This is a genomic window from Bacillus sp. AFS059628, assembly GCF_002571225.1.
In the GTDB taxonomy this organism is placed as follows: Bacteria; Bacillota; Bacilli; order Bacillales; family Bacillaceae_G; genus Bacillus_A.
This window is the reverse complement of sequence record NZ_NVEC01000003.1, coordinates 357,408-381,556: the sequence shown is the minus strand read 5'-3', so window position 1 is coordinate 381,556 and position 24,149 is coordinate 357,408. Positions and strand designations below refer to the sequence as shown.

General features: G+C 35.8%; 25 protein-coding genes. 7 read left to right on the top strand and 18 right to left on the bottom strand.

Going from position 1 to position 24,149, the window contains the following annotated elements; all coding sequences use genetic code 11:
• Nucleotides 1-52: 52 nt before the first annotated feature.
• The 6 genes from ctaG to ctaB form a co-directional block, all read right to left on the bottom strand.
• Nucleotides 53-958, bottom strand: a complete 906-nt coding sequence (gene ctaG / locus COL05_RS02990) for a cytochrome c oxidase assembly factor CtaG (RefSeq protein WP_098667502.1) — start codon at nt 956-958, stop codon at nt 53-55.
• Nucleotides 959-1,043: 85 nt separating this feature from the next.
• Nucleotides 1,044-1,376: a cytochrome c oxidase subunit IVB gene (gene ctaF, locus COL05_RS02985; RefSeq protein ID WP_000985699.1), complete on the bottom strand. Its 333-nt coding sequence runs from the start codon at nt 1,374-1,376 to the stop codon at nt 1,044-1,046.
• 3 nt (nt 1,377-1,379) lie between these two features.
• Nucleotides 1,380-2,003, bottom strand: a complete 624-nt coding sequence (ctaE, locus tag COL05_RS02980; RefSeq protein WP_000557861.1) for a cytochrome c oxidase subunit III — start codon at nt 2,001-2,003, stop codon at nt 1,380-1,382.
• Nucleotides 2,003-3,838 carry a cytochrome c oxidase subunit I gene (gene ctaD / locus COL05_RS02975; RefSeq protein ID WP_180233418.1) on the bottom strand — a complete coding sequence of 612 codons (1,836 nt, stop codon included), beginning with the start codon at nt 3,836-3,838 and terminating at the stop codon, nt 2,003-2,005. Before ctaD ends, ctaE begins: the two co-directional genes overlap by 1 nt.
• Before the next feature lie 60 nt (nt 3,839-3,898).
• Nucleotides 3,899-4,948: a cytochrome c oxidase subunit II gene (gene coxB / locus COL05_RS02970; protein ID WP_098667500.1), complete on the bottom strand. Its 1,050-nt coding sequence runs from the start codon at nt 4,946-4,948 to the stop codon at nt 3,899-3,901.
• Nucleotides 4,949-5,041: 93 nt separating this feature from the next.
• Complete coding sequence (gene ctaB / locus COL05_RS02965; RefSeq protein WP_001015052.1) at nt 5,042-5,965, bottom strand: protoheme IX farnesyltransferase; 924 nt, start codon at nt 5,963-5,965, stop codon at nt 5,042-5,044.
• Nucleotides 5,966-6,462: 497 nt separating this feature from the next.
• Here ctaB and ctaA point away from each other — a divergent pair, with 497 nt between their 5' ends.
• The gene (gene ctaA / locus COL05_RS02960) at nt 6,463-7,398 is read left to right on the top strand and encodes a heme A synthase (RefSeq protein WP_098667499.1); all 936 of its coding nucleotides are present in this window, start codon (nt 6,463-6,465) and stop codon (nt 7,396-7,398) included.
• Between the two features lie 128 nt (nt 7,399-7,526).
• Here the strand turns inward: ctaA and pyc are convergent, their stop codons facing one another.
• The 3 genes from pyc to COL05_RS02940 form a co-directional block, all read right to left on the bottom strand.
• The gene (gene pyc, locus COL05_RS02955; protein ID WP_098667498.1) at nt 7,527-10,973 is read right to left on the bottom strand and encodes a pyruvate carboxylase; all 3,447 of its coding nucleotides are present in this window, start codon (nt 10,971-10,973) and stop codon (nt 7,527-7,529) included.
• Between the two features lie 329 nt (nt 10,974-11,302).
• Nucleotides 11,303-12,484 (bottom strand): putative lipid II flippase FtsW, encoded by a 1,182-nt coding sequence (gene ftsW / locus COL05_RS02945; protein WP_098667497.1) that lies wholly within the window; start codon nt 12,482-12,484, stop codon nt 11,303-11,305.
• A gap of 125 nt (nt 12,485-12,609) precedes the next feature.
• Nucleotides 12,610-12,897, bottom strand: coding sequence for an Fpa/YlaN family protein (locus tag COL05_RS02940; protein WP_000135695.1), 288 nt, complete (start codon nt 12,895-12,897; stop codon nt 12,610-12,612).
• A gap of 150 nt (nt 12,898-13,047) precedes the next feature.
• Here COL05_RS02940 and COL05_RS02935 point away from each other — a divergent pair, with 150 nt between their 5' ends.
• Nucleotides 13,048-13,545 (top strand): hypothetical protein, encoded by a 498-nt coding sequence (locus COL05_RS02935; RefSeq protein WP_098667496.1) that lies wholly within the window; start codon nt 13,048-13,050, stop codon nt 13,543-13,545.
• Between the two features lie 47 nt (nt 13,546-13,592).
• Here the strand turns inward: COL05_RS02935 and COL05_RS02930 are convergent, their stop codons facing one another.
• Both COL05_RS02930 and COL05_RS02925 read right to left on the bottom strand, forming a co-directional pair.
• On the bottom strand, nt 13,593-14,921 hold the full coding sequence (locus COL05_RS02930; protein WP_000358083.1) for a PhoH family protein: 1,329 nt from the start codon (nt 14,919-14,921) through the stop codon (nt 13,593-13,595).
• Nucleotides 14,922-15,167: 246 nt separating this feature from the next.
• Nucleotides 15,168-15,623, bottom strand: coding sequence for a pyridoxamine 5'-phosphate oxidase family protein (locus tag COL05_RS02925; protein WP_098667495.1), 456 nt, complete (start codon nt 15,621-15,623; stop codon nt 15,168-15,170).
• Nucleotides 15,624-15,768: 145 nt separating this feature from the next.
• Between COL05_RS02925 and COL05_RS02920 the strand changes: the two genes are divergently transcribed.
• Complete coding sequence (locus COL05_RS02920; protein ID WP_097846076.1) at nt 15,769-15,969, top strand: YlaI family protein; 201 nt, start codon at nt 15,769-15,771, stop codon at nt 15,967-15,969.
• 35 nt (nt 15,970-16,004) lie between these two features.
• On the opposite strand, the gene COL05_RS02915 is transcribed toward COL05_RS02920, so the two are convergent.
• The 3 genes from COL05_RS02915 to typA all read right to left on the bottom strand — a co-directional run bounded on the left by COL05_RS02915 (nt 16,005) and on the right by typA (nt 18,600).
• The gene (locus COL05_RS02915; protein WP_098667494.1) at nt 16,005-16,280 is read right to left on the bottom strand and encodes a hypothetical protein; all 276 of its coding nucleotides are present in this window, start codon (nt 16,278-16,280) and stop codon (nt 16,005-16,007) included.
• A 14-nt stretch (nt 16,281-16,294) separates the two neighbouring features.
• Nucleotides 16,295-16,597, bottom strand: coding sequence for a YlaH-like family protein (locus COL05_RS02910; protein ID WP_063223159.1), 303 nt, complete (start codon nt 16,595-16,597; stop codon nt 16,295-16,297).
• A 158-nt stretch (nt 16,598-16,755) separates the two neighbouring features.
• On the bottom strand, nt 16,756-18,600 hold the full coding sequence (gene typA / locus COL05_RS02905) for a translational GTPase TypA (protein ID WP_000914761.1): 1,845 nt from the start codon (nt 18,598-18,600) through the stop codon (nt 16,756-16,758).
• A gap of 140 nt (nt 18,601-18,740) precedes the next feature.
• Here typA and COL05_RS02900 point away from each other — a divergent pair, with 140 nt between their 5' ends.
• The gene (locus COL05_RS02900; RefSeq protein WP_000400127.1) at nt 18,741-18,920 is read left to right on the top strand and encodes a DUF5325 family protein; all 180 of its coding nucleotides are present in this window, start codon (nt 18,741-18,743) and stop codon (nt 18,918-18,920) included.
• A 44-nt stretch (nt 18,921-18,964) separates the two neighbouring features.
• Here the strand turns inward: COL05_RS02900 and COL05_RS02895 are convergent, their stop codons facing one another.
• Together COL05_RS02895 and COL05_RS02890 are read right to left on the bottom strand one after the other, a co-directional pair.
• Nucleotides 18,965-19,756: an inositol monophosphatase family protein gene (locus COL05_RS02895; RefSeq protein ID WP_098667493.1), complete on the bottom strand. Its 792-nt coding sequence runs from the start codon at nt 19,754-19,756 to the stop codon at nt 18,965-18,967.
• 88 nt (nt 19,757-19,844) lie between these two features.
• Entirely contained in the window at nt 19,845-20,033 is a 189-nt protein-coding gene (locus COL05_RS02890) for a hypothetical protein (RefSeq protein WP_001250168.1), read from the bottom strand.
• Nucleotides 20,034-20,239: 206 nt separating this feature from the next.
• On the opposite strand from COL05_RS02890, the gene COL05_RS02885 reads away from it, so the two are divergent.
• A complete protein-coding gene (locus COL05_RS02885; protein ID WP_098667492.1) occupies nt 20,240-20,866 on the top strand; it encodes a YktB family protein in 627 nt (208 codons plus the stop codon).
• An 81-nt stretch (nt 20,867-20,947) separates the two neighbouring features.
• Here the strand turns inward: COL05_RS02885 and COL05_RS02880 are convergent, their stop codons facing one another.
• Entirely contained in the window at nt 20,948-21,217 is a 270-nt protein-coding gene (locus COL05_RS02880; RefSeq protein ID WP_098667491.1) for a UPF0223 family protein, read from the bottom strand.
• 365 nt (nt 21,218-21,582) lie between these two features.
• Here COL05_RS02880 and speA point away from each other — a divergent pair, with 365 nt between their 5' ends.
• Both speA and COL05_RS02870 read left to right on the top strand, forming a co-directional pair.
• The gene (gene speA / locus COL05_RS02875) at nt 21,583-23,055 is read left to right on the top strand and encodes an arginine decarboxylase (RefSeq protein ID WP_142337326.1); all 1,473 of its coding nucleotides are present in this window, start codon (nt 21,583-21,585) and stop codon (nt 23,053-23,055) included.
• Between the two features lie 75 nt (nt 23,056-23,130).
• Nucleotides 23,131-23,961 carry a protein-glutamine gamma-glutamyltransferase gene (locus COL05_RS02870; protein WP_098667489.1) on the top strand — a complete coding sequence of 277 codons (831 nt, stop codon included), beginning with the start codon at nt 23,131-23,133 and terminating at the stop codon, nt 23,959-23,961.
• Nucleotides 23,962-23,995: 34 nt separating this feature from the next.
• On the opposite strand, the gene COL05_RS02865 is transcribed toward COL05_RS02870, so the two are convergent.
• Complete coding sequence (locus COL05_RS02865) at nt 23,996-24,124, bottom strand: GapA-binding peptide SR1P (protein WP_098667488.1); 129 nt, start codon at nt 24,122-24,124, stop codon at nt 23,996-23,998.
• Between the last annotated feature and the right edge of the window lie 25 nt (nt 24,125-24,149).

Sequence of the window (24,149 nt, the reverse complement as noted above, 5' to 3'; positions counted from 1 at the left end):
ATCTATTAAAGTTTAGTAAAACTAAAAAAGTGTATGGAAACCCATACACTTTTTACTTCGTCTGTAAATATGGCGGTAATTGTTGCAACTGTTCTTTATCTTTTTCACGCTCTTTACGTGCCCATCTAAAGAATACATAGCCAATAATCGTACCGTACACTATTTCCTGGACAATTTTCATAATGATGCCACCTGTTTGTTGATCTTGCACGACGGGCATCCAGTGTAAAAATTCTGGTCCAGTTATATTTAAATCAGATAAAGTTCCCGCTGGTACACATAATTCCATCGCCTTCATCCAAGCAGCCGGATCCGTATACGTTGCAAATAATGGTGCCGTCGCAAAAATGATTAACGCACAAGCTGGCGTTAATAATATACCGTTAGCAAACATATAACCAAGTTTCTTTATATCACTTAACGTTTGATATTCTGGTAATGGATTTAGCATCGGCCACCACATCATGATTGCCGTAAAGAACAATATAGCGAGACAAATAGGATGAGCAATTTGACTTTGTTTTACTGTATCAAAAACAACTGGTAAATGATAAAAAGAAAACAGGCCATTAAATACAAACAATGCAATAAGTGGCTTAGCAAATATCTTTAATATAATTTGAACGAACTTAAAAGAAGTAATATAACGATATAACCAAACTGGTATACCAAGCAACAATAACGGTGGAACGGCAATATACATAACTGCCATTTCAAACATATGTGCACTAAATATAATATGACCAATTAAATCAATAGGCCCTCCCTTTACAAAATACAAAAGAACAATCCCGGTCGTAAAATAAAAAACTTGCTTCTTACTTACCTTTGTCGCATGTTCAAATCGCATTCTATATGGTCCAATAATTAAAAAGTACCCAATAAGGATTGAAATCATAAATAGTAAAAAGATTGGACTCCATAGTGCTTGAAAACCAAATATCCACAAGTTACTCATTGTCACACCTACCTTCTTAAGGTTATCCTTTCACATAACATGAAGAGGGAGCTGTGACGACACGAGCTCCCTTATTCTTCACTTTTCAAATCCACACAATTGTCATAAAAGCTAAAATTGTAATTAATCCGATCAACAGACCAGAATAAAGAAAGAAACTTGCCGCTTCATGTCCTTTATGACTCATATGCATAAAATAATACAATTGAAAAATTACTTGTACCACCGCTAATAGTAAAATAAATGGTACTGAAAAAGTCGGACTAAAAGTTTTCGGATATGCTACCGCTGCAAATGCAACTAATGTTAAAAAAATCATTAATGCAAATGTAATAACTTGATGCTTCATTTCCTCCGCACTTTTTCTTTTCCGATAAACAAGATCAACTTTAGGATTATTCGTTTGCTTTATCGCCATTGTTTATCCCACCATTCCCATCAAATATACTACAGTGAAAATAAACACCCAAACTACGTCAATAAAGTGCCAATAAATCGATGCAACATAAAACTTCGGTGCATTGTATAAATTTAGGCCTCTCTTCGCATTCCTAAAGATTAATGTTAAAATCCAACATAATCCAAACAATACGTGGAGTCCATGTGTACCAACAAGAGCATAAAACGCGGAACCAAATGCACTACTTCTCATAGTATGCTTAAATTCATGTGTATAATGATAAAACTCATATATCTCAAACCCTAAAAACCCTAAACCTAACAGCACTGTTACTAGTAGCCAAAGTTGCATTTTTTTAAAGTTAAAGTTTTTCATATGATACATTGCATATACGCTCGTTAAACTACTCGTTAATAAAAGCATCGTCATTATGAAAACGAGTGGCATTTGGAACATTTCTTGAGATGTTGGTCCACCATTTGTAGAATTCTTTAACGCTAAATATGTGCCAAATAAGGAAGCGAACAATACTGTTTCGCCTCCAAGAAATAACCAAAAACCGACAAACTTATTTTTCCCCTCAAGGGTTGCTTTTTCAGGCTCTGCTGGAAATGTTTCATTTGTTAACTTTTCATCTACATGCATTATGCCTTGCCCCCCTTATCTTCTAAATCTTCCTTATGAATATGATATCCATGATCATCAATTACGGAACGTAGGAACATTGTGCCAAATGTAATGATTAAGCCGATAATTGCTACTAATAACCACAACTTATCTTTTCCACCCTGCATATACATTGCACCGAATGCCGCTATAAACAGTCCTAAAGAAATGATAAATGGTGAAAATGATGGATTCGGCATATGAATATCACCCACTGGTTCCGCCGCTGTCATCTCTTTATTCCCTTCACGTTTTTCAATCCAAAACGGATCTAACCCGCGAACAAATGGTAATTGTTTAAAGTTATATTCTGGTGTAGGTGCTGGCATTGTCCATTCTAATGTACGAGCATCCCATGGATCACGACCAGCCTTTTCTTTTGAAACTGTCGTTTTAATTACATTGAATAGAAGAACAATCGTTCCAAGAGCCATAAATACCGCTCCAATAGAACTAATCATATTCCCCATTTCCAACCCTTGACCTTCAAGATATGTGTAGTAACGACGTGGCATACCAATTAACCCAAGGAAATGCTGTATGAAGAACGTTAAATGGAAACCGATAAAGAATAGCCAAAATGTTATCTTTCCTAACGTTTCATTCAATACTTTATTAAACATCAGTGGCCAATAATAATGAGCTCCTGCAAGTAAACCGAATACAACACCACCGACAATTACATAATGAAAGTGAGCTACTACGAAATAGTTATCATGAAATTGATAATCCGCTGGTGCAGATGCTAGCATAACACCTGTAACTCCCCCCATTACGAATGATGGAATGAAAGCTACCGCCCACATCATCGGTGTCGTAAAACGAATACTTCCTCCCCACATTGTAAAGAGCCAGTTGAATATTTTAATACCAGTCGGTACTGCAATCGCCATTGTTGCAACTGAGAAAATAGCATTTGCAACTGGACCAAGCCCAACAGTAAACATATGATGCGCCCATACCATAAATCCTAAGAATCCAATTAATACTGTCGCGAACACCATCGACGAATAACCAAATAATCGTTTTTTCGAAAATGTCGCGAAGATTTCTGAGAATATTCCGAAAGCTGGGAGTATAAGAATGTATACTTCTGGATGACCGAAAATCCAGAATAAATGCTCCCATATAATCGTATTCCCACCCAATGCCGGATTAAAGAAACTTGTTCCAAATAAACGATCTAACATTAAAAGTCCTAATCCTACAGTTAACGGCGGAAAAGCGAACAATATTAGCGAAGATGTTACAAATGTCGTCCATGTAAACATCGGCATACGCATATATGTCATCCCTGGCGCACGCATATTAATAATGGTTACAAGGAAGTTAATACCTCCAATTAATGTACCAATACCGGAGATCTGCAAGCCTAATACATAAAAATCAACACCATGACCTTTAGAAGCTAACGCTAAAGATGCATAAGATGTCCATCCTGCATCAGGTGCTCCACCTAAAAACCAACTTAAATTTAAAAATACTCCACCAAAGAAAAATAACCAAAATCCAAGTGAATTCAAAAACGGGAACGCTACATCACGTGCACCAATTTGAAGTGGTACAGCGGCGTTCATAAATGCAAACACGAGTGGCATAGCTGCGAGGAAAATCATTGTTGTACCGTGCATCGTTAATACTTGATTATAAGCATCCCCAACAAGAAAAGCATTGTTAGGAATCGCTAATTGAAGGCGAATAAATAGAGCTTCTATTCCGCCTATTACAAAAAACAATCCACCTGCAATTAAATAGAGAATGGCAATCTTTTTATGGTCTACTGTCGTTAAATAATCCCATATGACAGCACCCATCCCCTGTTTTTTTGCTACAGAACTCACGTTTTCAACCTCCCCTTCGCGAATAATCCCTCTTTACTTTTCAACTTTTAACGTTTGTAAGTATGCATTTAATGCATCAATTTGATCATCCGTTAAGTTGCCATATTTACCAGTCATTTTATTTCCTGGTTTCATATTTTCAGGATCTTTCAGCCATTTTTTTAAGTTTTCTTCATTGTTTTCGGCAATGCCGGCAACTGTATCGCGATCCGCAAAGTTTGCTAAGTTTGGTGCGATACGAGCGGAAGGTGGTCTACTATCATTAGATCCAACTGCGTGACAACCAATACAGCTTTTATTAAATATTTCTTGGCCTTCTTGCGCTTTCGTTGAAGCTACTTTTTTCTTCCCATCAATCTTCTTCATATCAGCAAGCCACTGTTTGTACTCGCTTTCATCTAAAGCTTTCACTTTGAATTGCATTAAAGAATGTGATGGGCCACAAAATTCTGTACAAAAACCATTATAAGTGCCCGATTTATCTGCCTTTAACCACATTTTGTTCACATTATCTGTATTTGTATCCATTTTCCCAGCTAAAGATGGAACCCAAAACGAATGTTTAATATCGGCACCCTTCAAATTCAAATACACTTTCTTACCTGTGGGGATGACTAAATCCTGGGAAGTTACTATCTTTTCTGATTTATAAGAAAATTCCCACCAATAAAGATTCGCTGTTACATCAACAACGATAGTATCTTTATCAATATTCTTTTTCTCCATCGCACTTACATCAGCAAGTTTGAATGTATATGTAACCGTCGGAACAGCTAAGATTAACAAAAGAATAATCGGAATAACTGTCCATATAATTTCTAGTTTGTGATTTCCTTCAACTTGCTCCGGAATATAATCTTCCTGACCTTTCTTTTGTCGGAAACGCACAATTACATATAAGAAAATAATAGTAACTACTAATACTACTCCTACCATGATTGCACTTGCTAGTAAGAGCAGATCATATTGCATTTTTGCTACTTCTCCTTGCGGAATTAAAGTAGATTGAAAGGCTTTACCGCATCCCCCTAACAGTAAAGCCAGCAGTGAAACGAACGAAAGCAGTCGCCACTGTTTCTTCATACAAACAACCCCCACTTTCCTTGTGAATTAGATTGTACTTTATAGTTAAGTAAAGTAAATCTCAACGTAAAGAAATCCAATTATGTCGTTGTCTTAGAAGAATGTAACTACAATCATTGATACAAATAAGATTGTTAAATAATTTAGGGAATAAACAAACATTTGCACAGACCATTTGATGTCATCTTTCTTACGGAAGCCATAAAATCCTAAAACGATCCATCCGATGTTAAGCAGTGTTGCAATTACCATAAATGTTATCCCTAGTCCACTCATATAAAATGGTAGTGGTAATAAACATACTGTCCAAATCATAATTTGGCGTTTCGTAATTTCAAATCCATGAACTACAGGAAGCATTGGAATTCCTGCATTTCGATATTCATCAACACGTTTCATTGCTAATGCAAGGAAATGTGGGATTTGCCAAATAAACATAATCAAAAATAGCATCCAAGCAATTGGATGGCCTAAAGATGGATCGATTGCTGCCCATCCAATTAAAGGTGGAACTGCACCAGAGATACTACCTACAACAGTATTTAGTGTATACTTTCTCTTTGTCCATAAACTATATAGAACAACATATGTGAAAGCACCAATAAACCCCATTAACACTGCCATTGGTGTTGTTAATAATAAAAATACAAACCCAAGAAGTAATATAACTAATCCAAATGTAAGTGCAAATCCTGGTTTATACTTTCCAGTAACCGTTGGACGGGTCTTTGTTCTTTCCATTAATGGATCGATGTCTCGATCAATGTAGTTGTTTAAACAACATACCCCTGCCATAACTAATCCAGAACCAACGATTGTAAAGAATAACTTATCCAGATTATCCATCACACTTAATCCATTAAAGTGTAATGCCAACCAAAATCCTGTAAATACAGTAAGTGTATTTGAGTTTACAATCCCCATTTTAACGAGTGCTTTTAAATCTTGTAACCGAGTTGTTTCCGGTATACTTGTAACAGCAGACTCATCATGCAGCTCACTTGTTGCATGGTTCATCACTTTAACCCCCTCTTAAAACTTTCATCTTTCTTTTTGCGCCTATTTCGAATGAAATATTTCGCCTCTATATAGCAATATTATTACAGTAGAAACATTGTTAACCCATTCTACTACTAATCTACGCCCATACTCCAATATATTAAATCATATTTCCCGAACATTTTGTGAAGAAAACATGAACTTTTTGTGTCGAATATAAAAAACGTAATTGTTACTTATCCATATCATAACATGATGTTACCTTCTATAATAAACTTTTTTGTCATATTTAACACGTATTCTCCCCATTTCTTTTCAAAATAGCCTATTTTTCACCTAAAAATTTCCTTATATATTCTATTTCTACACCCATTTTCTCTCCCCTGTCTTCCCCCTCCATTTCTTTGCTATTTTATTATTTTTTATATATCATAGGAATTAGCGCGTTTTATTCTATACATAATGGAATGAAAATATTTCGCAATAACTTCATAGCAGAAAGATGGTGAACGAGATTGCAACGCTTTATTAAATGGTTAGCAGTCATTACAAGCCTTGATTTATTAATAGTTTTATTAGGAGGCGCTTTAGTTACAAAAACAGGTTCTGGTCAAGGGTGCGGTAAATCATGGCCACTTTGTAACGGTGAATTTGTTCCATCTAATTTATCAATGGAAACTATTATTGAACTGAGTCATCGCCTTACATCAGGATCCGCAGGAATTCTTGTCACTCTCCTTTGTATTTTGTCCTGGAAATATTATAAACATGTGCGCGAAACAAAAACGTTAGCAATTTTATCCTTCGTATTTTTAGTTGCACAAGCATTAATGGGGGCTGCAGCAGTTGTTTGGGGACAAATGCCAGCTGTACTTGCTATCCATTTCGGTATTTCCTTAATTTCATTTGCTTCTGTCATTTTATTAACGTGTCTTATCTTTGAAATCGATCAAAAATTTGATGCACGTTCACTTATTATGGACCAAAAAATGAAATTTCATATTTATGGTGTAACAATTTACAGTTATATTGTCGTCTACACAGGGGCTTTAGTACGTCACGAACGAGCTAGCTTAGCCTGTCCAGACTTCCCTTTATGTAGCAAAAACAGACCTATGCCAACTCAACTACATGAATGGGTTCAAATGGGACATAGAGTTGCAGCGATGTTAATTTTCGCTTGGATACTATACGCAATGATTCTTGCTATTCGCCATTACAAACAGCAGCCTGTCGTCTACTGGGGATGGATCATTTCATTTATCCTTGTTACACTTCAAGCTATAGTAGGAATTTTAGTCGTATTTACAAATGCTAGTTTATCAATGGCATTATTACATTCATTATTCATTTCTTGCTTGTTTGCTGTACTATGCTATTTAGTTATGTTAGGTACAAGAAGTAAAGTGAATGCAAAAGAAGCTGCATCAACTTCTAAACAAACAAAATAAAGTTAAATGAAAATACCTTGCCGAATCAGCAAGGTATTTTTTGTAATATAGAAAAACTGCACCTCCAATTGTTAGACTGTGTCTAACAATTGGGGTGCAGTTCATAATGACACAGCTCTTTTTTTATTTTAGTGATCTAATTCAATAAGTAAGTCACCCGTCTGAATTGCATCTCCATCGTTAACATATACTTTCTTCACTTTACCATTGAACGGCGCTTGAACTGTCGTTTCCATTTTCATCGCTTCTGTAATTGCCATAGAATCGCCTTTTTTCACTTCATCGCCTTCTTTTACAACTACTTTAATAACCGTTCCTGGCATTGTTGCGCTAATGTGGTTTGGATTTTCACGGTTTCCTTTCACGCGTTGTGCAACTGTTGCTTTCACACTTTCGTCTTTCACAACAATCTCACGTGGTTGACCGTTAAACTCCAAGTAAAGAACACGATTTCCATCTGGCTGAGGTTCTCCAATTGATACTAGTTTCACCATCAACGTTTTACCTTGTTCAATTTCCACATCGATTTCTTCACCAAGTCTCATACCATAGAAGAATGTCGGTGTATCAAGCACGGATACATTTCCATAAATCTCAGCAACTTTTTCGTAATCCATAAACACTTTTGGATATAGTGCATATGCAACTACATCAAAAATCGTCACTTCACGTCCAAGTTTATGGAATAGCTCTTCTTTTAACGCGTCGAAATCTACTGGCTCTAATAATTCACCTGGTCTTACTGTTAACGGCTCTTTCCCTTTTAAAATAATTTCTTGTAACTTTTTCGGGAAACCACCATATGGTTGTCCTAAATCTCCTGAGAACATTTCAACAACAGATCCCGGGAAGTCCATAGAATGCCCACGCTCTAAAACATCTTGTTCTGTTAAGTGATTTTGAACCATAAATAATGCCATATCTCCAACAACTTTAGATGATGGCGTTACTTTAACGATATCACCAAACATGTCATTCACGCGGCGATACATTACTTTTACTTCATCGAAGCGATCCCCTAAACCAACCGCTTTCGCTTGTTGTTGTAAATTACTATACTGTCCGCCTGGCATTTCGTGCATATATACCTCTGTATGAGGAGCATTCATACCACTTTCAAACGGTGCGTAGTATTTACGTACATCCTCCCAGTAATAAGATAGTTTTTCTAATGAATCTATATTAACGTCTGGCTGTCTTTCGTTTCCACCTAACGCATAGTATAGCGTGTTCGCACTTGGTTGTGACGTTTGACCAGCCATAGAGCTTACTGCTACATCGACAATATCAACTCCTGCTTCAATCGCTTTCGTATACGTTAATATACCATTCCCACTCGTATCATGTGTGTGCAGGTGAATCGGAATCGATACCGTCTCTTTTAATGCTGAAACTAAATCATATGCTGCGTTTGGTTTTAGTAAGCCCGCCATATCTTTAATACCTAAAATATGAGCTCCTGATGCTTCTAACTCTTTTGCTAAGTTTTTATAGTAATTTAAATCATATTTACTACGTAATGGATCATGAATATCTCCTGTGTAGCACATAGTTGCTTCTGCAATTTTACCAGTATCTCGTACAGCATCAATTGCAACTCTCATACCTTCTACCCAGTTTAAGCTATCAAAAATACGGAACACATCAATTCCAGCTTGAGCAGAACATTCCACAAACTTTTGAATTAAATTATCCGGATAGTTTTTGTAACCAACTGCGTTTGAAGAACGAAGTAACATTTGGAATAAAACGTTAGGCATTTTTTCACGAAGATCTAGCAATCGTTCCCATGGATCTTCTTTTAAGAAACGATATGCAACATCGAACGTTGCACCGCCCCACATTTCCGCTGAGAATAAGTTCGGTAACATTCTCGCTGTCGGCTCTGCAATTTGATGCAAATCTTTTGTACGAATACGCGTCGCAAGTAATGACTGATGCGCATCACGGAATGTTGTATCCGTTAAAAGTACACGTTTTTGATCTTGTACCCATTTTACTAATCCATCTGCTCCACGCTCATCCAAAATTTGTTTCGTACCATTTTGGATTGGCTCTGAATGTAGTACATTCGGTATACGAGCATCAGGGAAAATTGGTTTCTCTTTTTTCCCTACTCCTGGGAAGCCATTTACTGTTACTGTCCCAATGTAATTTAACATTTTCGTTCCGCGGTCTTTACGTTTCGGGAACAAGAATAGTTCAGGTGACGCATCAATAAATGAAGTATCATATTCCCCTGATAAGAAGTTTTTATGTTTTACTACATTCTCTAGGAATGGAATATTTGTTTTAATACCACGAATACGGAATTCTTTTAAGTTACGTTCCATTTTTGCAGCAGCTTGTTCAAAAGTAAGCGCCCATGTTGTAACTTTTACAAGTAAAGAATCATAGTACGGTGTAATAACAGCACCTTGGAAACTATTACCCGTATCAAGACGAACTCCAAAGCCCCCACCTGATCGGTATGCCATAATTTTTCCTGTATCCGGCATGAAATTATTTAGTGGATCCTCAGTCGTTACACGAGATTGTATTGCAAATCCATGCACAACAACTTCCTCTTGCTTCGGAACACCTACTATTTTGCTATGTAATGCATGTCCATCAGCTATTAAAATTTGTGATTGAACGATGTCTACTCCTGTAATCATTTCTGTAATCGTATGTTCTACTTGAACACGTGGATTTACTTCAATGAAATAGAAATTATCGTCTTTAACAAGGAATTCAACTGTTCCTGCGTTTAAATAGTTTACATTTTTCGTTAACTTCACAGCAGCATCACAAATACGTTGACGCAAATCATCTGAAAGCGACACACTAGGTGCAATTTCTACTACTTTTTGGTGACGACGTTGTACAGAACAGTCTCGTTCGTATAAATGAACAACATTGCCCTCTTCATCTGCTAAAATTTGAACTTCTATATGTTTAGGTTTTTCAACGAATTTTTCTACGTATACTTCATCATTACCAAAGGCTGCTTTTGCTTCTGACTTCGCACGATTATACGATTCTCTTAATTCTTCACTATTTCGTACAATACGCATACCACGACCGCCACCGCCAAGGGAAGCTTTAATAATAATCGGGTAATCATACTTTTCAGCAAATTCTTTGACTTCTTCTAACGAATCTACTGGCCCATCACTACCAGGAATAACTGGAATTTTTGCTAGCTGCGCTTGTGTTCTTGCTTTTACTTTATCTCCAAACATATCTAAATGCTTACTTTTTGGACCGATAAAGATAATCCCTTCTTCTTCACAACGTTTTGCGAATTGAATATTTTCTGACAAGAAACCATATCCAGGGTGGATTGCATCTACATGATTACTTTTCGCAATCTCAATAATGCCCTCAATATCTAGATAAGCATCAATTGGCTTTTTCCCTTCCCCAACTAAATAGGATTCATCGGCTTTATAACGATGATAAGAACCACTATCCTCTTTAGAATAGATTGCAACTGTTTTTAATCCAAGTTCCGAACAAGCTCGAAACACACGAATTGCAATCTCTCCACGGTTAGCTACCAATACTTTTTGAATACGTTGCAGCTTTGTCATGATCTTCCCCCTCTACTTTCCTACCACTCTAGAGATAAAATATATACACACCATAAAGAGCGTGAAGTTCTTCACTTTCTACATTATATTATACTTAGAAAGCTTCACTTTATTTTTATCCATCATACCTTATTTTTTAACAAATGATAAGTTTTCTGATTAATTTGTTTCACAAAAATAGTATAGCATACCTCTTCCTTTTCTAACAACCTAATTGTATATCACATTAGATTTAATGTGATATATTTTTAGTTGGAAATATCAATTAATATATCACATTTAATATTTCTAAAAAAAAACACATCGTGCTCTAAAGCACAATGTGTTTTTTATTTCACAACAACAAGACGTGGTCCATCTTGTTTTCTTTCTTTCATTTCCTCATTTTGCTGTTTCTCTTGTCGTTTTACATGACTAGCAACATTTAATAATATACCCATCGCAATTAGATTTGCTAATAGAGAACTACCACCATAACTAATAAACGGTAAAGGTACACCTGTAAGCGGTATTAATCCAGACATACCACCAACATTAACAAATGTTTGTATCCCAATTAAACTTGCAATCCCGATTGCAAGTAAACTTCCAAATGGGTCTTTACATTTTTGCGCCACTCTAAACGAGCGAATGATAATAAGTAGTAAACAGATTAAAATGATAGCTACACCTATAAAACCTAGTTCTTCAGATATAATCGCCATAATAAAATCCGTTTGCGGCTCTGGTAAGTAGCCATACTTTTGTATACTATTTCCTAGTCCTCTACCATTTAACCCACCTGAGGCAATTCCAATAAACGAATTAACTAATTGGAATCCATCATTTTGAGGGTCACTAAATGGATCAAGAAAAACTGAAAATCGCGCTTTTTGGTATTTACTTAATTTATAGTCCCCAATAAAGTACAACGCCGGAATCCACACGACAGATGTTAATAAAAATCTTTTTATCCACAAGTTAACATTAACTCCTGAACAGAAGAACATAATTAACACTGTTCCACCTATTAATATGTCAGTCCCTAAGTCATTTTGTAATAAAATTAATACCATCGATCCACCGACAACAAATAGGGGAGGTATTATCCCTTGAAAAAAAGGGGTTTGCCTCTCTTGTTTCTTAGCAAAAAAACTTGCTAGCGTAATAATAATTGCTATTTTTACAAATTCAGCTGGTTGTATACCTAGTATCCATCCTCTTGCACCATTGATTACCTTACCGAAAAGGAGAGCTGCTGTTAGTAATCCAATACTCCCTAACCCCATCGCTGTAAGAACTATTTTTTTCCTCCACAATTTGTAAGGTATTATAACGACAATCACAAGTATTATCGTTCCAATAGCAAGAGCAACTAATTGTTTTTTAAAAAAGTAATCTGCTGGCCAGTTATATTTCGACGAAATCGCGACAATGGAACTAGAACTATATACCATTATAACTCCCAACACACATAAGATAACAAGAGGAAGTAATAATGAATAATCCATTGATTTCCATACTCTTTTCATTTCATTTCCTCTCTCTGTTTCAATTTAATTATTGTTGTATTCCATATGTACATTGATTCTTCCTGCTTTATTATACAAATAAAAAGCCCAAACTTTTTCAGTTTGAGCCCCCTTATTTGAACCCGTTATTGTTGTTTGTTTGTAAATGCTTCATGAAGTGCAGATAACTCACGTTCGAGCTCTCCTAACATTGCTTTCCCTTGTTCTTCTGCAATAAGACCAAGGCGAACTGCAAAATCGACCTCGCGGGATAGTCCAAACATTTGTGTGTCTAACACTTCTTCATATAATGGACATTGCGGCATTGTAAGATGGTCCATTTGCACCTTAATAAGTCTTAAAATCTTCTCCGCATCCGCTTGTAGAAGGGCTAGTGCCTTTTCCTGATGATTTGATACTGTCTCAGACGCCAAATTGATTCCCTCCGTTTCCGTCCTACTCTCTCCTATCTATTAATATTAGCGATAGTTTTAATAAATTGCAATAGAAACATTTTTTGTGACAATAGTGTCTAATACTATTATACTGAAAAGTGGGAGTATAACACAAATGGGGGAACAACAATGAGCGAAATTTTATTTATTAATGGAAAAGTTCGGTTTCCAATCACTATTGATCCAACGGTTTGGATCTTTGATGATCGAAAAGTAGATTTGACAACTTACTTTGATGAAACGAGAGAAAACATATCAGAATTAGAAGCTTATTTGAAAAACACTTCAGAGCATTGGGATCGCGAAATCCGTGATGGTGCTGCTTTCCCGCCGATACAACAAAGTGTAAAAAAATATAAAAAAGAACAGCTAATTACTGGAACGTTCGGTATGCCATTTCATCCTTTTCTTGCTAACGCTGAAATTTCAGATGACGCTACGCAAGTCGAGGTCGAAACAGTAGAACATACATTTACACTTCCATTAGAAACCGTCAAAAATGCTATTCTTGGTTTTTCGAAAGAAGGAAAACCATTAAAAGAGGATGGACCTGTTCATCTATATTACAATGATGGATCTAATAGACAAAATCCAATCCGTAACATTCGTAAATTTACCATTATTTAATGTGTATATTTGAAAGAAAAAAGGAGTGAGCCAAGGCTCACTCCTTTTTATAATAAATCTGCTGCTAGTTGAGCTAAATTAGATCGCTCCCCTTTAACAAATTTCACATGGCCACTAATACGTTGCTCTTTAAATTTCTCTACAACATATGTTAAACCGTTATTATACTCATCCAAATACGGATGATCAATTTGCTGAGGATCTCCCATTAATACGATTTTACTTTTTTCTCCTACCCTTGTTAGTATCGTTTTCACTTCATGCTTCGTTAAATTTTGTGCTTCGTCAATTATAATGAATTGATCTGGAATACTTCTTCCGCGTATATACGTAAGAGCCTCTACTTCAATCGAACCCATTCCAGCTAAAATCGCATCTAACTCTCCTGGCTTTTTCGTATTAAATAAATACTCTAAGTTATCAAAAATCGGTTGCATCCAAGGCCTTAACTTTTCTTCTTTTTCTCCTGGTAAATAACCGATATCTTTTCCGACTGGAACAATTGGCCTTGCAACGAGTAATTTTTTATATAGTCCTAAATCTTCGGTTTGCATGAGTCCCGAAGCTAAAGCTAGTAATGTTTTTCCTGTACCAGCTTTCCCCGTTAATGTTACTAGCGGAATATCTTCACGAAGCAACAATTCTAACCCCATAATCTGCTGCACATTTCGCGGTCGTATCCCCCATACTTGTTCATTGTGAAAAATAAGTTTCTTTACCTTCTTACCTAAGTGATCCACAATGCCAAGTGCTGAACTAGATCCCCCTAATGCATCTTTCATTACTACAAACTGATTTGGATAAAAAGGATGATTTGCAATTTCGGATAATGGCAATTCACCTTTTTCATAAAAATAATCCAATTGCTCTTTTGATATATACCCTTCTAAAAATCCTGAATATATATTTTCTACTTCAATTACGCGATCGCTTAAGTAATCTTCCGCCTTCAAACCAATCGCATCTGCCTTTACCCTTACGAGCACGTCTTTACTTACTAAAATAACAGATTTCCCATCCTCTTTTTCTTGTTCTTCTAAAGATAGATTTTTTGCTACAGCTAAAATTCGATTATCATTTGTCTTTTCTACAAAGATATCTTGTAGTTGGACAAATGAACGATGGTTTAATTCAATACGAAATGTACCGCCGTTTTCTAGCGGAATACTCTCATGCAGCTTTCCTATTTCACGAAATTTGTCTATTAACTTAGATACATAACGAGCATTTCTTCCTACTTCATCCATGTAACGTTTTTTCGAATCAACCTCTTCTAATACAACTGCTGGAATCACTACTTCATTGGTTTCAAATGAAAAAATAGATAAAGGATCCTGCAAAAGTACATTCGTATCTAACACATAAATTTTATCCAACCTGTTACCCCCTGACTCCACTTTTAAATTTGTAGAACAAGGGTTTCATCCATAAAATATGGACGAACCATTGTTATAATTATATGTACCGTATAAACGAGGTAGAATCGAAATGTATCGCCATTAAACCTTTTATTTATTTTTTATTCATTTCTATTCAATATATTACTTTTAATTATAATTATTAACATAAAATCACAATAACTGATTACAAAAGTTAATACCTTACTTTCTTATTTATCGCATTTATAATTCTTTCATTCCTACCAATACTTGATTATCGAGCTTTTTTGCTGCCCGAAGATCATATGTTTTTTCATATGTTGGCTCAGTTGCAAGTTTTGCACCATAAAACATCACATCACGTACTTCTTGTACATTTACTTCTATTACAGTTAATTTTAGAGGAATGCCTTCCATTCTATCAGTCAAAATTTCGCCTGCACCACTTATGGAAAATACGGATTCATTCGCCATTATAGTCAATACCACCCCAGTACTATGCCGTATATTTTCCACAATACGAGAACGTTGATCTACTGCAAATCGAATACTAGTTTTACTCATCGCATACACCCAAGAAATAGCACTTACGTTGGGAACTTGTTTTTCAAAATCTGTTGTTGCTACCATGACAATACACTCTTTACGTAACGTTTGTACTAAATCATCTGTTAATGTAGGCTCTACTACATTCGCCATATTTCCACCTCCAAATATACTTAATATATCCTTATCATAACTTATTTTTTGAATTGCGAAAATATTATTTTTTCCCGCTATTATTCAAAAACATTATACTTCCATGATATACTTATATTGATAGAATTCGTATTGAGGTGACGAAATGAGAGTCAAATGTATGATTTGTGATAAAAAAGATATGTTAGATGATGAAAATCCTACGGCAAAAAAACTGCGTAATCGCCCTATTCATACATATATGTGCATGGAATGTTCGGAACGAATTGCAGAACGTACGCTGGAACGTCATGCAAGTGGTAACTTCCGACTATATCGTGATAAAAAAGTCGAAGACGATTGGTAAAATGTAAATAAGTCCTTAATCATATAGATAAGGACTTATTTATATTTTTCAGGTTCACGATTCATTTGATCCAAGAAACAATCAATAGCTTCTAATGGAAACCGTGCAGATTTTCGTTCCCCATTCATTTCATATGAAATCAAATACATTTCTTCGTTCTTTTCAACTTCCACATTCTTTAATTTGTGCTCTTCATATATCATATTTTGAAATAGTAAATACGTTTCTTTTGCTGCATTATCATCTGGACGTGCTTCGGCAACTGTTTTAATTGTTAACCAATTATATAATGCATCTTGCACTGAACGCATAAAATTTCGCCCCCTCACCCTGCTTTTTGTTGTCTTGCTTGATGTAATCGCAATCTATAAATCCCAAGCACAATTGCCGCTACAACAAGTCCCTCTCCAACAGGTAAAAAAACTGCAAAGAAAGTTAAAACTGTACATCCAATCGCTAACGATATATATATGACTATATTTTTTATTATTGATAGCTTTCTTGCAAAACCTAAATTATACACAAGTGCACTTAATATTATAATGATGCCATACAGTAACCACATCCCTAGCTCTGGATTTTCATCAACTTTACATAATTTCGCAAAAAACGACATTCTTTCTAACACCATTTATCCCCCTTCCTCATAAATCAAACCATTTTTCTTTATGTACTTAATACAAGAGTAACCTGTGAAAAAAATACTGTCCACAAAAAAGAGTAAATATTCTAAAAAATAAACATAAAAAAACAGCTACCTTAATTAAAGGTAGCTGTTTTACTATTTTACGCTTCTACAGATTTCTTTTTCTTAGCAGCTCTTTCGCGCTCGCTCTTATCAAGAATCTTTTTACGTAAACGAATTGATTCTGGAGTTACTTCACAGAACTCGTCATCGTTTAAGTACTCTAATGACTCTTCTAAAGTCATTAAGCGTGGTTTTTTCATTGTTGAAGTTTGATCTTTCGTTGCAGAACGAATGTTAGTTTGTTGTTTCATTTTTACAACGTTAACTGTTAAGTCATTCTCACGAGTATGTTCTCCAACAATCATACCAGCATATACTTCTGTACCTGGTTCAACGAAGATTACACCACGGTCTTCAACTTGCATAATACCGTATTGTGATGCTTTTCCTGTTTCAAGTGAAACTAGAACACCTTGGCGACGTCCACCAACTTGTCCAGCGTGTACTGGTTGGTAGCAATCGAATGTATGGTTTAAAATACCGTAACCACGAGTTAATGTTAAGAATTCTGTTGTGTAACCAATTAAACCACGTGCTGGAACCATGAAAGTAAGGCGAACTTGACCGTTTCCGTTATTCACCATATCTAACATTTCACCTTTACGTGCACCCATAGATTCCATGATTGAACCAGTATATTCTTCAGGTACATCGATTTGTACACGCTCTACAGGCTCACATCTTACGCCATCAACTTCTTTAATAATTACTTCTGGCTTAGATACTTGTAGTTCATAACCTTCACGACGCATGTTTTCAATTAAGATAGATAAATGTAGTTCCCCACGTCCAGATACGATCCATGCATCAGGAGACTCTGTATTATCTACACGTAAACTTACATCTGTTTCTAATTGTGAACGAAGGCGCTCTTCAATTTTACGAGATGTAATGTATTTACCTTCACGACCTGCAAATGGACTGTTATTTACAAGGAACGTCATCTGTAGTGTCGGCTCATCAATACGTAATAATGGTAACGCATCTTCATGCTCAACTGGACATACTGTTTCACCAACGTTGATGTCTTCCATACCAGAAACAGCTACTAAGTCACCAGCTTTTGCTTCTTCAATTTCTTGACGTTTTAATCCAATGTAACCAAATAATTTTGTTACACGGAATTGTTTTACACTTCCATCAACTTTCATTAAAGCAACTTGTTGTCCTACTTTCATTGTACCGCGGAATACACGGCCAACCCCAATACGGCCAACATAGTCATTGTAATCAAGAAGTGCTACTTGGAATTGAAGTGGCTCTTCGCTATTATCGATTGGCGCTGGAATATGTTCGATAATTGTATCAAATAATGATTTCATATTCTCTTCTTGATTTGCTGGGTTTGAATCTAAGCTTGCTGTTCCGTTCATTGCTGATGCAAATACAACTGGGAACTCTAATTGATCTTCGTTTGCACCAAGTTCGATGAATAAATCGATTACTTCATCAACTACTTCATCCGGACGAGCGAAGTCACGGTCAATTTTGTTTACAACTACGATTGGAGTTAAGTTTTGCTCAAGAGCTTTCTTTAAAACAAATCGTGTTTGTGGCATACAACCTTCATATGCATCAACAACAAGTAAAACACCATCAACCATTTTCATGATACGTTCTACTTCTCCACCAAAGTCAGCGTGACCAGGTGTATCTAAAATGTTAATTCTTTTATCTTCATAGTGAATCGCTGTATTTTTCGCTAAAATTGTAATACCGCGTTCTCTTTCTAGATCATTTGAATCCATTGCGCGTTCTTCAACGTGTTCGTTCGCACGGAAAGTCCCCGCTTGACGTAATAACTGGTCAACAAGTGTTGTTTTACCATGGTCAACGTGGGCAATAATTGCTATATTACGTAAATCTTGTCGTTTTTTCAACATGTCCAACTCCTAATGTCTTTTTAATCCTTCTCTATTATAAGAGCGAAGGGGATACAATAGCAATTAAAATAAAATCAAGAATGAAAATATAGTTGTATTCTTACTTTTGTGAAAGTAAAATGAGATTGGAGGGTGAAGAAATGGAACACATTCAATATCGCTTTTTATTAACCGCAATTATCGGTGTTATTTTCTTAATTGGTATCGGCATTATGATTGCTGAAAATAGTCCCATCGGTATTATTATTTGCATTATCGGCACATTTGTTACAGTTGGATACGGTTTTGTAACAAAAAGAAAAATGCGCAAATCACAATAACGCTAAAAAGTAAGAAGCTTATATACAGCCTCTTACTTTTTTTGTTACTCCGATATAAACGATAACACTTCTTCATACACCCCTGGTTTCGCAACTAACACGCTACTCTTCTCTACAATAGAAAGCGTGGCTCCAGAGAAGGTTGTCACCTTGCCTCCAACTTCCTCTACAATTATCTGTCCCCCGCCAAAATCCCATGGTGATAATCTCGGCGTTACATATGCATCTATTCTCCCTGTTGCAACATATACCATCTCTAACGCTGCACAGCCATATGATCTTGTGCCCCTTGCTTTCTTAACAAGCGCCATCATACTTTCCATATCAAGCAATGGATTGTCGGTAAGCCATATCGCATTTAAAGCTACAATACCTTGCTCTACAGTCCCTTTTTGTAATGAAGGTATTGGCACTTCATTACAAAAAGCTCCAGCACCTTTTAACGCATGATATAATTCATCATGAACTGGATCATAAATAAGTCCAATCTTTCCGATACCGTTCTCATAAATTCCAATTGAAATAGCAAAATTTCTTTTTTGATGGACAAAGTTCATCGTGCCGTCAATTGGATCAATTAACCAAACAATCCCGTCAGAAGAAGTTACCTCATCTCCATAACCCTCTTCCCCTAAAATGGTATGATTCGGAAATGTTTCTTTAATTTTCCCAATTAAAAACTGTTCTATTTCTCGGTCCATATTTGTTACTAAGTCAGCTGCATTTGATTTTGTTTCTATAATAAGTGCCTTTTTCATTGATGCCATTAAACGCTCTCCCGCATCTCGAATCCACTGTTTGGCTTGTGCATCGATGTCTTTCCATACTTCTTGCATGTTTAAACACTCCGATCTATACTGTTCACAGAAAAAACGAACCCTTTATAAGGTTCGCACCAACTAATTTTTTATACATATACTATTATTACGCTTCTAAACGAATCATTTCAAGTCTTAACACTTCTAACTTTTGTACACACTCTTCTTTTTTCTGTTTATCATTTTCCATCATCGCATCATATAAAGTCGCTAATTCATAATCTAGCTCCAAACGTAGCACCGGAATTCTCTTTTCAGCATCTGTTCTCTTTAACGCATTAATCACCTGTCTCATATTATTTGCCTCCTCCCAATATTCGTCTGCCCTCGGACTGTAATTGATTTAATTTTCTGATTTTTTGTTTTATACTATACTATGTTGGATAAATCATCTATGCAACAAAATTATATTTTTTTATTTAAATTTTTTTGTGCTGTTTTTTTTATGAATAGTACAAGCTATGCTAAAATAAAAGCAAAATAGGAGTTGGAGGAACAATCATGACACTACAAACATTCAAATCAACTGATTTTGAGGTCTTTACAGTTGATGGTCTCGAAGAACGAATGAGTGCAATTAAAACGAACATTCATCCTAAGCTAGAAGCTTTAGGGGAACAGTTTGCTGCGTATTTATCCAAACAAACTGATGAGAACTTTTTTTATCATGTAGCAAAACATGCACGTCGCAAAGTCAATCCACCAAACGATACTTGGGTTGCTTTTTCAACAAATAAACGCGGATATAAAATGCTACCACATTTCCAAATTGGATTATGGGGTACTCATGCCTTCGTATACTTTGGTTTAATCTATGAGTGTCCACAAAAAGTGGAGACGGCTCACGCCTTCTTAGAACATTTAAATGATTTAAAAACTAATATTCCAAATGACTTCGTTTGGTCCATTGACCATACTAAACCAAGTGTAAAATTACATAAAACACTTGAAACAGAAGATTTACAAAAGATGATTGAACGTCTAGCTACTGTGAAAAAAGCAGAATTATTAGTTGGTATTCATATATCACCAGAGGAGTTTTCAGCAATGACCAACGAACAATTCCTTGCTAAGATTGAATCTACGATGCAATCACTCCTTCCTTTATATGCACTTTGTAATCGATAGTAGAAAACGGACAATTTATATTGTCCGTTTTTAGTTGTTATCACATTATATCACTTCAGTTTTTATTTTTCAAAATATTTTTTACATTTTCACAAGCTTTTGTTCCTCTGCTTCTTTAGCCCTTTGAATCGCACGGTATATAGAATATCCACTTACTTCTTGAAACTCTTTATCAATCTTCTTTTCTTCTGCTTTCGATGGAACAATCTCTTTAAAACGACGATATAATCCCATTAATTCTTCTCTTATAATGCCTTTTTCATATGCTTTCTCAATCGCTTCATAAAACTTCACAATTGCAACCATTTCTTCATTTGACCAATCATAATCTAACGGATATTGATATTCCATTTTGCACCTCATTTATCATTTCTTCTTATTTCAATATGCTATCTTAAGTTTTTTTTTCCTCTTCACTATAGCCACTTTGCATTATACACTATTTATTCCTTATGATGGAATTGTCTTCCTCTATAAGTTAATTGGAAATAACTATTTAACATACGCACTGTAAAAATATTTTTTTCTATACATCTATAATTATTGGTGATATAATGCTTTTGTTTTATAGAAAATAAAGTGAACCTACCATCTCAAAACACTTTTGTGAATGGCAGAAAAACAAGCCTTATACTAAAAAAGGACTTAGCTTTTTTAGAACCGGATTATATAAAACAAATAATACTAAATATTACGAAGAAGAAGGGGTGTATAGATTGTCCCAATACGAAACACCATTGTTTACCGCTTTAGTTGAGCACAGTAAGCGAAATCCAATTCAATTCCATATTCCTGGTCATAAAAAAGGACAAGGCATGGATCCTACATTTCGCGAATTTATTGGGCATAATGCATTAGCAATTGATTTAATTAATATTGCGCCGCTCGATGATTTACATCATCCAAAAGGTATGATTAAAGAAGCACAAGATTTAGCAGCCGCTGCATTCGGTGCAGACCATACTTTTTTTTCCATTCAAGGTACAAGTGGCGCAATTATGACAATGGTAATGAGCGTTTGCGGTCCTGGTGACAAAATCCTAGTACCACGAAACGTGCATAAATCCGTAATGTCAGCAATTATCTTCTCAGGTGCAAAACCGATTTTTATGCATCCTGAAATCGATCCAAAACTTGGTATTTCACATGGAATTACAATTCAATCTGTCAAAAAGGCTCTTGAAGAGCACTCAGATGCGAAAGGCTTACTTGTTATTAACCCAACATACTTTGGTTTTGCTGCGGACTTAGAACAGATTGTACAATTAGCACATTCTTACGATATCCCTGTACTCGTTGATGAAGCTCATGGTGTTCATATTCATTTTCACGATGAATTGCCGATGTCAGCGATGCAAGCTGGAGCAGATATGGCGGCAACAAGTGTTCACAAACTAGGAGGATCTTTAACGCAAAGTTCTATTCTTAATGTGAAAGAAGGCCTTGTGAACGTAAAACATGTTCAATCTATTATTAGCATGCTTACGACTACATCAACTTCTTATATCTTATTAGCATCTCTTGATGTTGCTAGAAAACGTCTTGCTACAGAAGGAACTGCACTCATAGAACAAACAATTCAATTAGCAGAACAAGTTCGTGATGCTATAAATGACATTGAGCATCTTTACTGTCCTGGGAAAGAAATGCTAGGTACGGATGCTACTTTTAACTATGATCCTACAAAGATAATTGTATCTGTAAAAGATTTAGGTATTACAGGCCATCAGGCTGAAGTATGGCTTAGAGAGCAATATAACATTGAAGTAGAACTCTCAGATTTATACAACATACTATGTCTTGTCACTTTCGGAGATACAGAAAGTGAGACGAATACACTTATTACAGCATTACAAGATTTAGCAGCAACATTTAGAAATACAGCTGATAAAGGTGTTCAAGTACAAGTAGAAATTCCAGAAATACCAGTGCTAGCACTTTCTCCTCGAGATGCTTTTTATTCGGAAACAGAAGTCATCCCATTTGAAAATGCAGCCGGTCGTATTATAGCTGATTTCGTTATGGTTTATCCACCAGGGATTCCAATCTTTACTCCGGGGGAAATTATTACACAAGATAACTTAGAGTATATTCGTAAAAACTTAGAAGCAGGTTTACCTGTACAAGGTCCTGAAGATATGACATTGCAAACATTACGTGTGATTAAAGAGTACAAGCCTATCAGTTGATAGGCTTTTCTTTCACCCTTTTTCCCTTTTCTCATACGATATTATGTAATGTAACGTATAGGTGGGGATACTATTATGATTGTAATAGGCCGTTCTATTGTGCATCCTTATATCACAAATGAATATGAGCCATTTGCAGCTGAGAAACAGCAAATTTTATCTATAATGGCAGGAAATCAAGAAATCTATTCCTTCCGAACATCAGATGAACTCAGCTTCGATCTAAACTTGCGTGTGAATATTATTACTTCCGCATTAGAACTTTTTCAAAGTGGATTTCAGTTTCGAACATTTCAACAATCCTTTTGTAACCCTCAGTATTGGAAAAGAACGTCCCTTGGAGGATTTGAGCTCCTTCCAAACATACCCCCTTCCATTGCCATACAAGATATTTTCAAAAACGGAAAACTATATGGAACTGAATGTGCCACCGCGATGATTATTATTTTTTACAAAGCTTTACTATCGTTGTATGAAGAAGAAACTTTCAACCGTCTCTTTGCAAACCTTTTACTTTATACGTGGGACTACGATCAAGATTTAAAACTCATAACAAAAACGGGTGGCGATCTTATCCCAGGTGATCTCGTTTATTTTAAAAATCCACAAGTGAATCCAGCTACAATCGAGTGGCAAGGAGAAAATACAATCTATTTGGGGAATTTCTTTTTTTACGGACATGGTGTAGGTGTAAAAACAAAAGAAGAAATTATATACGCGTTAAATGAACGACGAGTTCCTTATGCTTTCATTTCGGCTTTCTTGACCGATACTATTACCCGTATCGATAGCCGTCTCATGAGCCACTACGCTTCTTCAAAAGCCCCACAGACATCCATAGGATTTATTCCGATTAGAGATGATGCAATCGTTGCAACAGTTGGCCATACAACTACAATTTATTAAAAAAGCGCCTACAAGTGTAGGCGCTTTTTCTTATTTAAGCTTTTGCATGTTCTTTATGGTTACAGTCGCAATGAGATCCACATTTTCCGTATAGTACTGTTGATTTTTCATCTTCAAAATGTCCGATTGTTCCTTCACATACTTGGCATACGATTGTTCCCATTTTTCATTTCCCCCTGAGTTTTAAT

Bases quoted from the DNA above. Each gene is read 5' to 3' on its own strand.
- ctaG (WP_098667502.1), bottom strand. From the start codon at position 958: ATGAGTAACTTGTGGATATTTGGTTTTCAAGCACTATGGAGTCCAATC.
- ctaF (WP_000985699.1), bottom strand. From the start codon at position 1,376: ATGGCGATAAAGCAAACGAATAATCCTAAAGTTGATCTTGTTTATCGG.
- ctaE (WP_000557861.1), bottom strand. From the start codon at position 2,003: ATGCATGTAGATGAAAAGTTAACAAATGAAACATTTCCAGCAGAGCCT.
- ctaD (WP_180233418.1), bottom strand. From the start codon at position 3,838: ATGGGTGCTGTCATATGGGATTATTTAACGACAGTAGACCATAAAAAG.
- coxB (WP_098667500.1), bottom strand. From the start codon at position 4,948: ATGAAGAAACAGTGGCGACTGCTTTCGTTCGTTTCACTGCTGGCTTTA.
- ctaB (WP_001015052.1), bottom strand. From the start codon at position 5,965: ATGAACCATGCAACAAGTGAGCTGCATGATGAGTCTGCTGTTACAAGT.
- pyc (WP_098667498.1), bottom strand. From the start codon at position 10,973: ATGACAAAGCTGCAACGTATTCAAAAAGTATTGGTAGCTAACCGTGGA.
- ftsW (WP_098667497.1), bottom strand. From the start codon at position 12,484: ATGAAAAGAGTATGGAAATCAATGGATTATTCATTATTACTTCCTCTT.
- COL05_RS02935 (WP_098667496.1), top strand. From the start codon at position 13,048: ATGAGCGAAATTTTATTTATTAATGGAAAAGTTCGGTTTCCAATCACT.
- COL05_RS02925 (WP_098667495.1), bottom strand. From the start codon at position 15,623: ATGGCGAATGTAGTAGAGCCTACATTAACAGATGATTTAGTACAAACG.
- COL05_RS02920 (WP_097846076.1), top strand. From the start codon at position 15,769: ATGAGAGTCAAATGTATGATTTGTGATAAAAAAGATATGTTAGATGAT.
- COL05_RS02915 (WP_098667494.1), bottom strand. From the start codon at position 16,280: ATGCGTTCAGTGCAAGATGCATTATATAATTGGTTAACAATTAAAACA.
- typA (WP_000914761.1), bottom strand. From the start codon at position 18,600: ATGTTGAAAAAACGACAAGATTTACGTAATATAGCAATTATTGCCCAC.
- COL05_RS02900 (WP_000400127.1), top strand. From the start codon at position 18,741: ATGGAACACATTCAATATCGCTTTTTATTAACCGCAATTATCGGTGTT.
- COL05_RS02895 (WP_098667493.1), bottom strand. From the start codon at position 19,756: ATGCAAGAAGTATGGAAAGACATCGATGCACAAGCCAAACAGTGGATT.
- COL05_RS02890 (WP_001250168.1), bottom strand. From the start codon at position 20,033: ATGAGACAGGTGATTAATGCGTTAAAGAGAACAGATGCTGAAAAGAGA.
- COL05_RS02885 (WP_098667492.1), top strand. From the start codon at position 20,240: ATGACACTACAAACATTCAAATCAACTGATTTTGAGGTCTTTACAGTT.
- COL05_RS02880 (WP_098667491.1), bottom strand. From the start codon at position 21,217: ATGGAATATCAATATCCGTTAGATTATGATTGGTCAAATGAAGAAATG.
- COL05_RS02870 (WP_098667489.1), top strand. From the start codon at position 23,131: ATGATTGTAATAGGCCGTTCTATTGTGCATCCTTATATCACAAATGAA.
- COL05_RS02865 (WP_098667488.1), bottom strand. From the start codon at position 24,124: ATGGGAACAATCGTATGCCAAGTATGTGAAGGAACAATCGGACATTTT.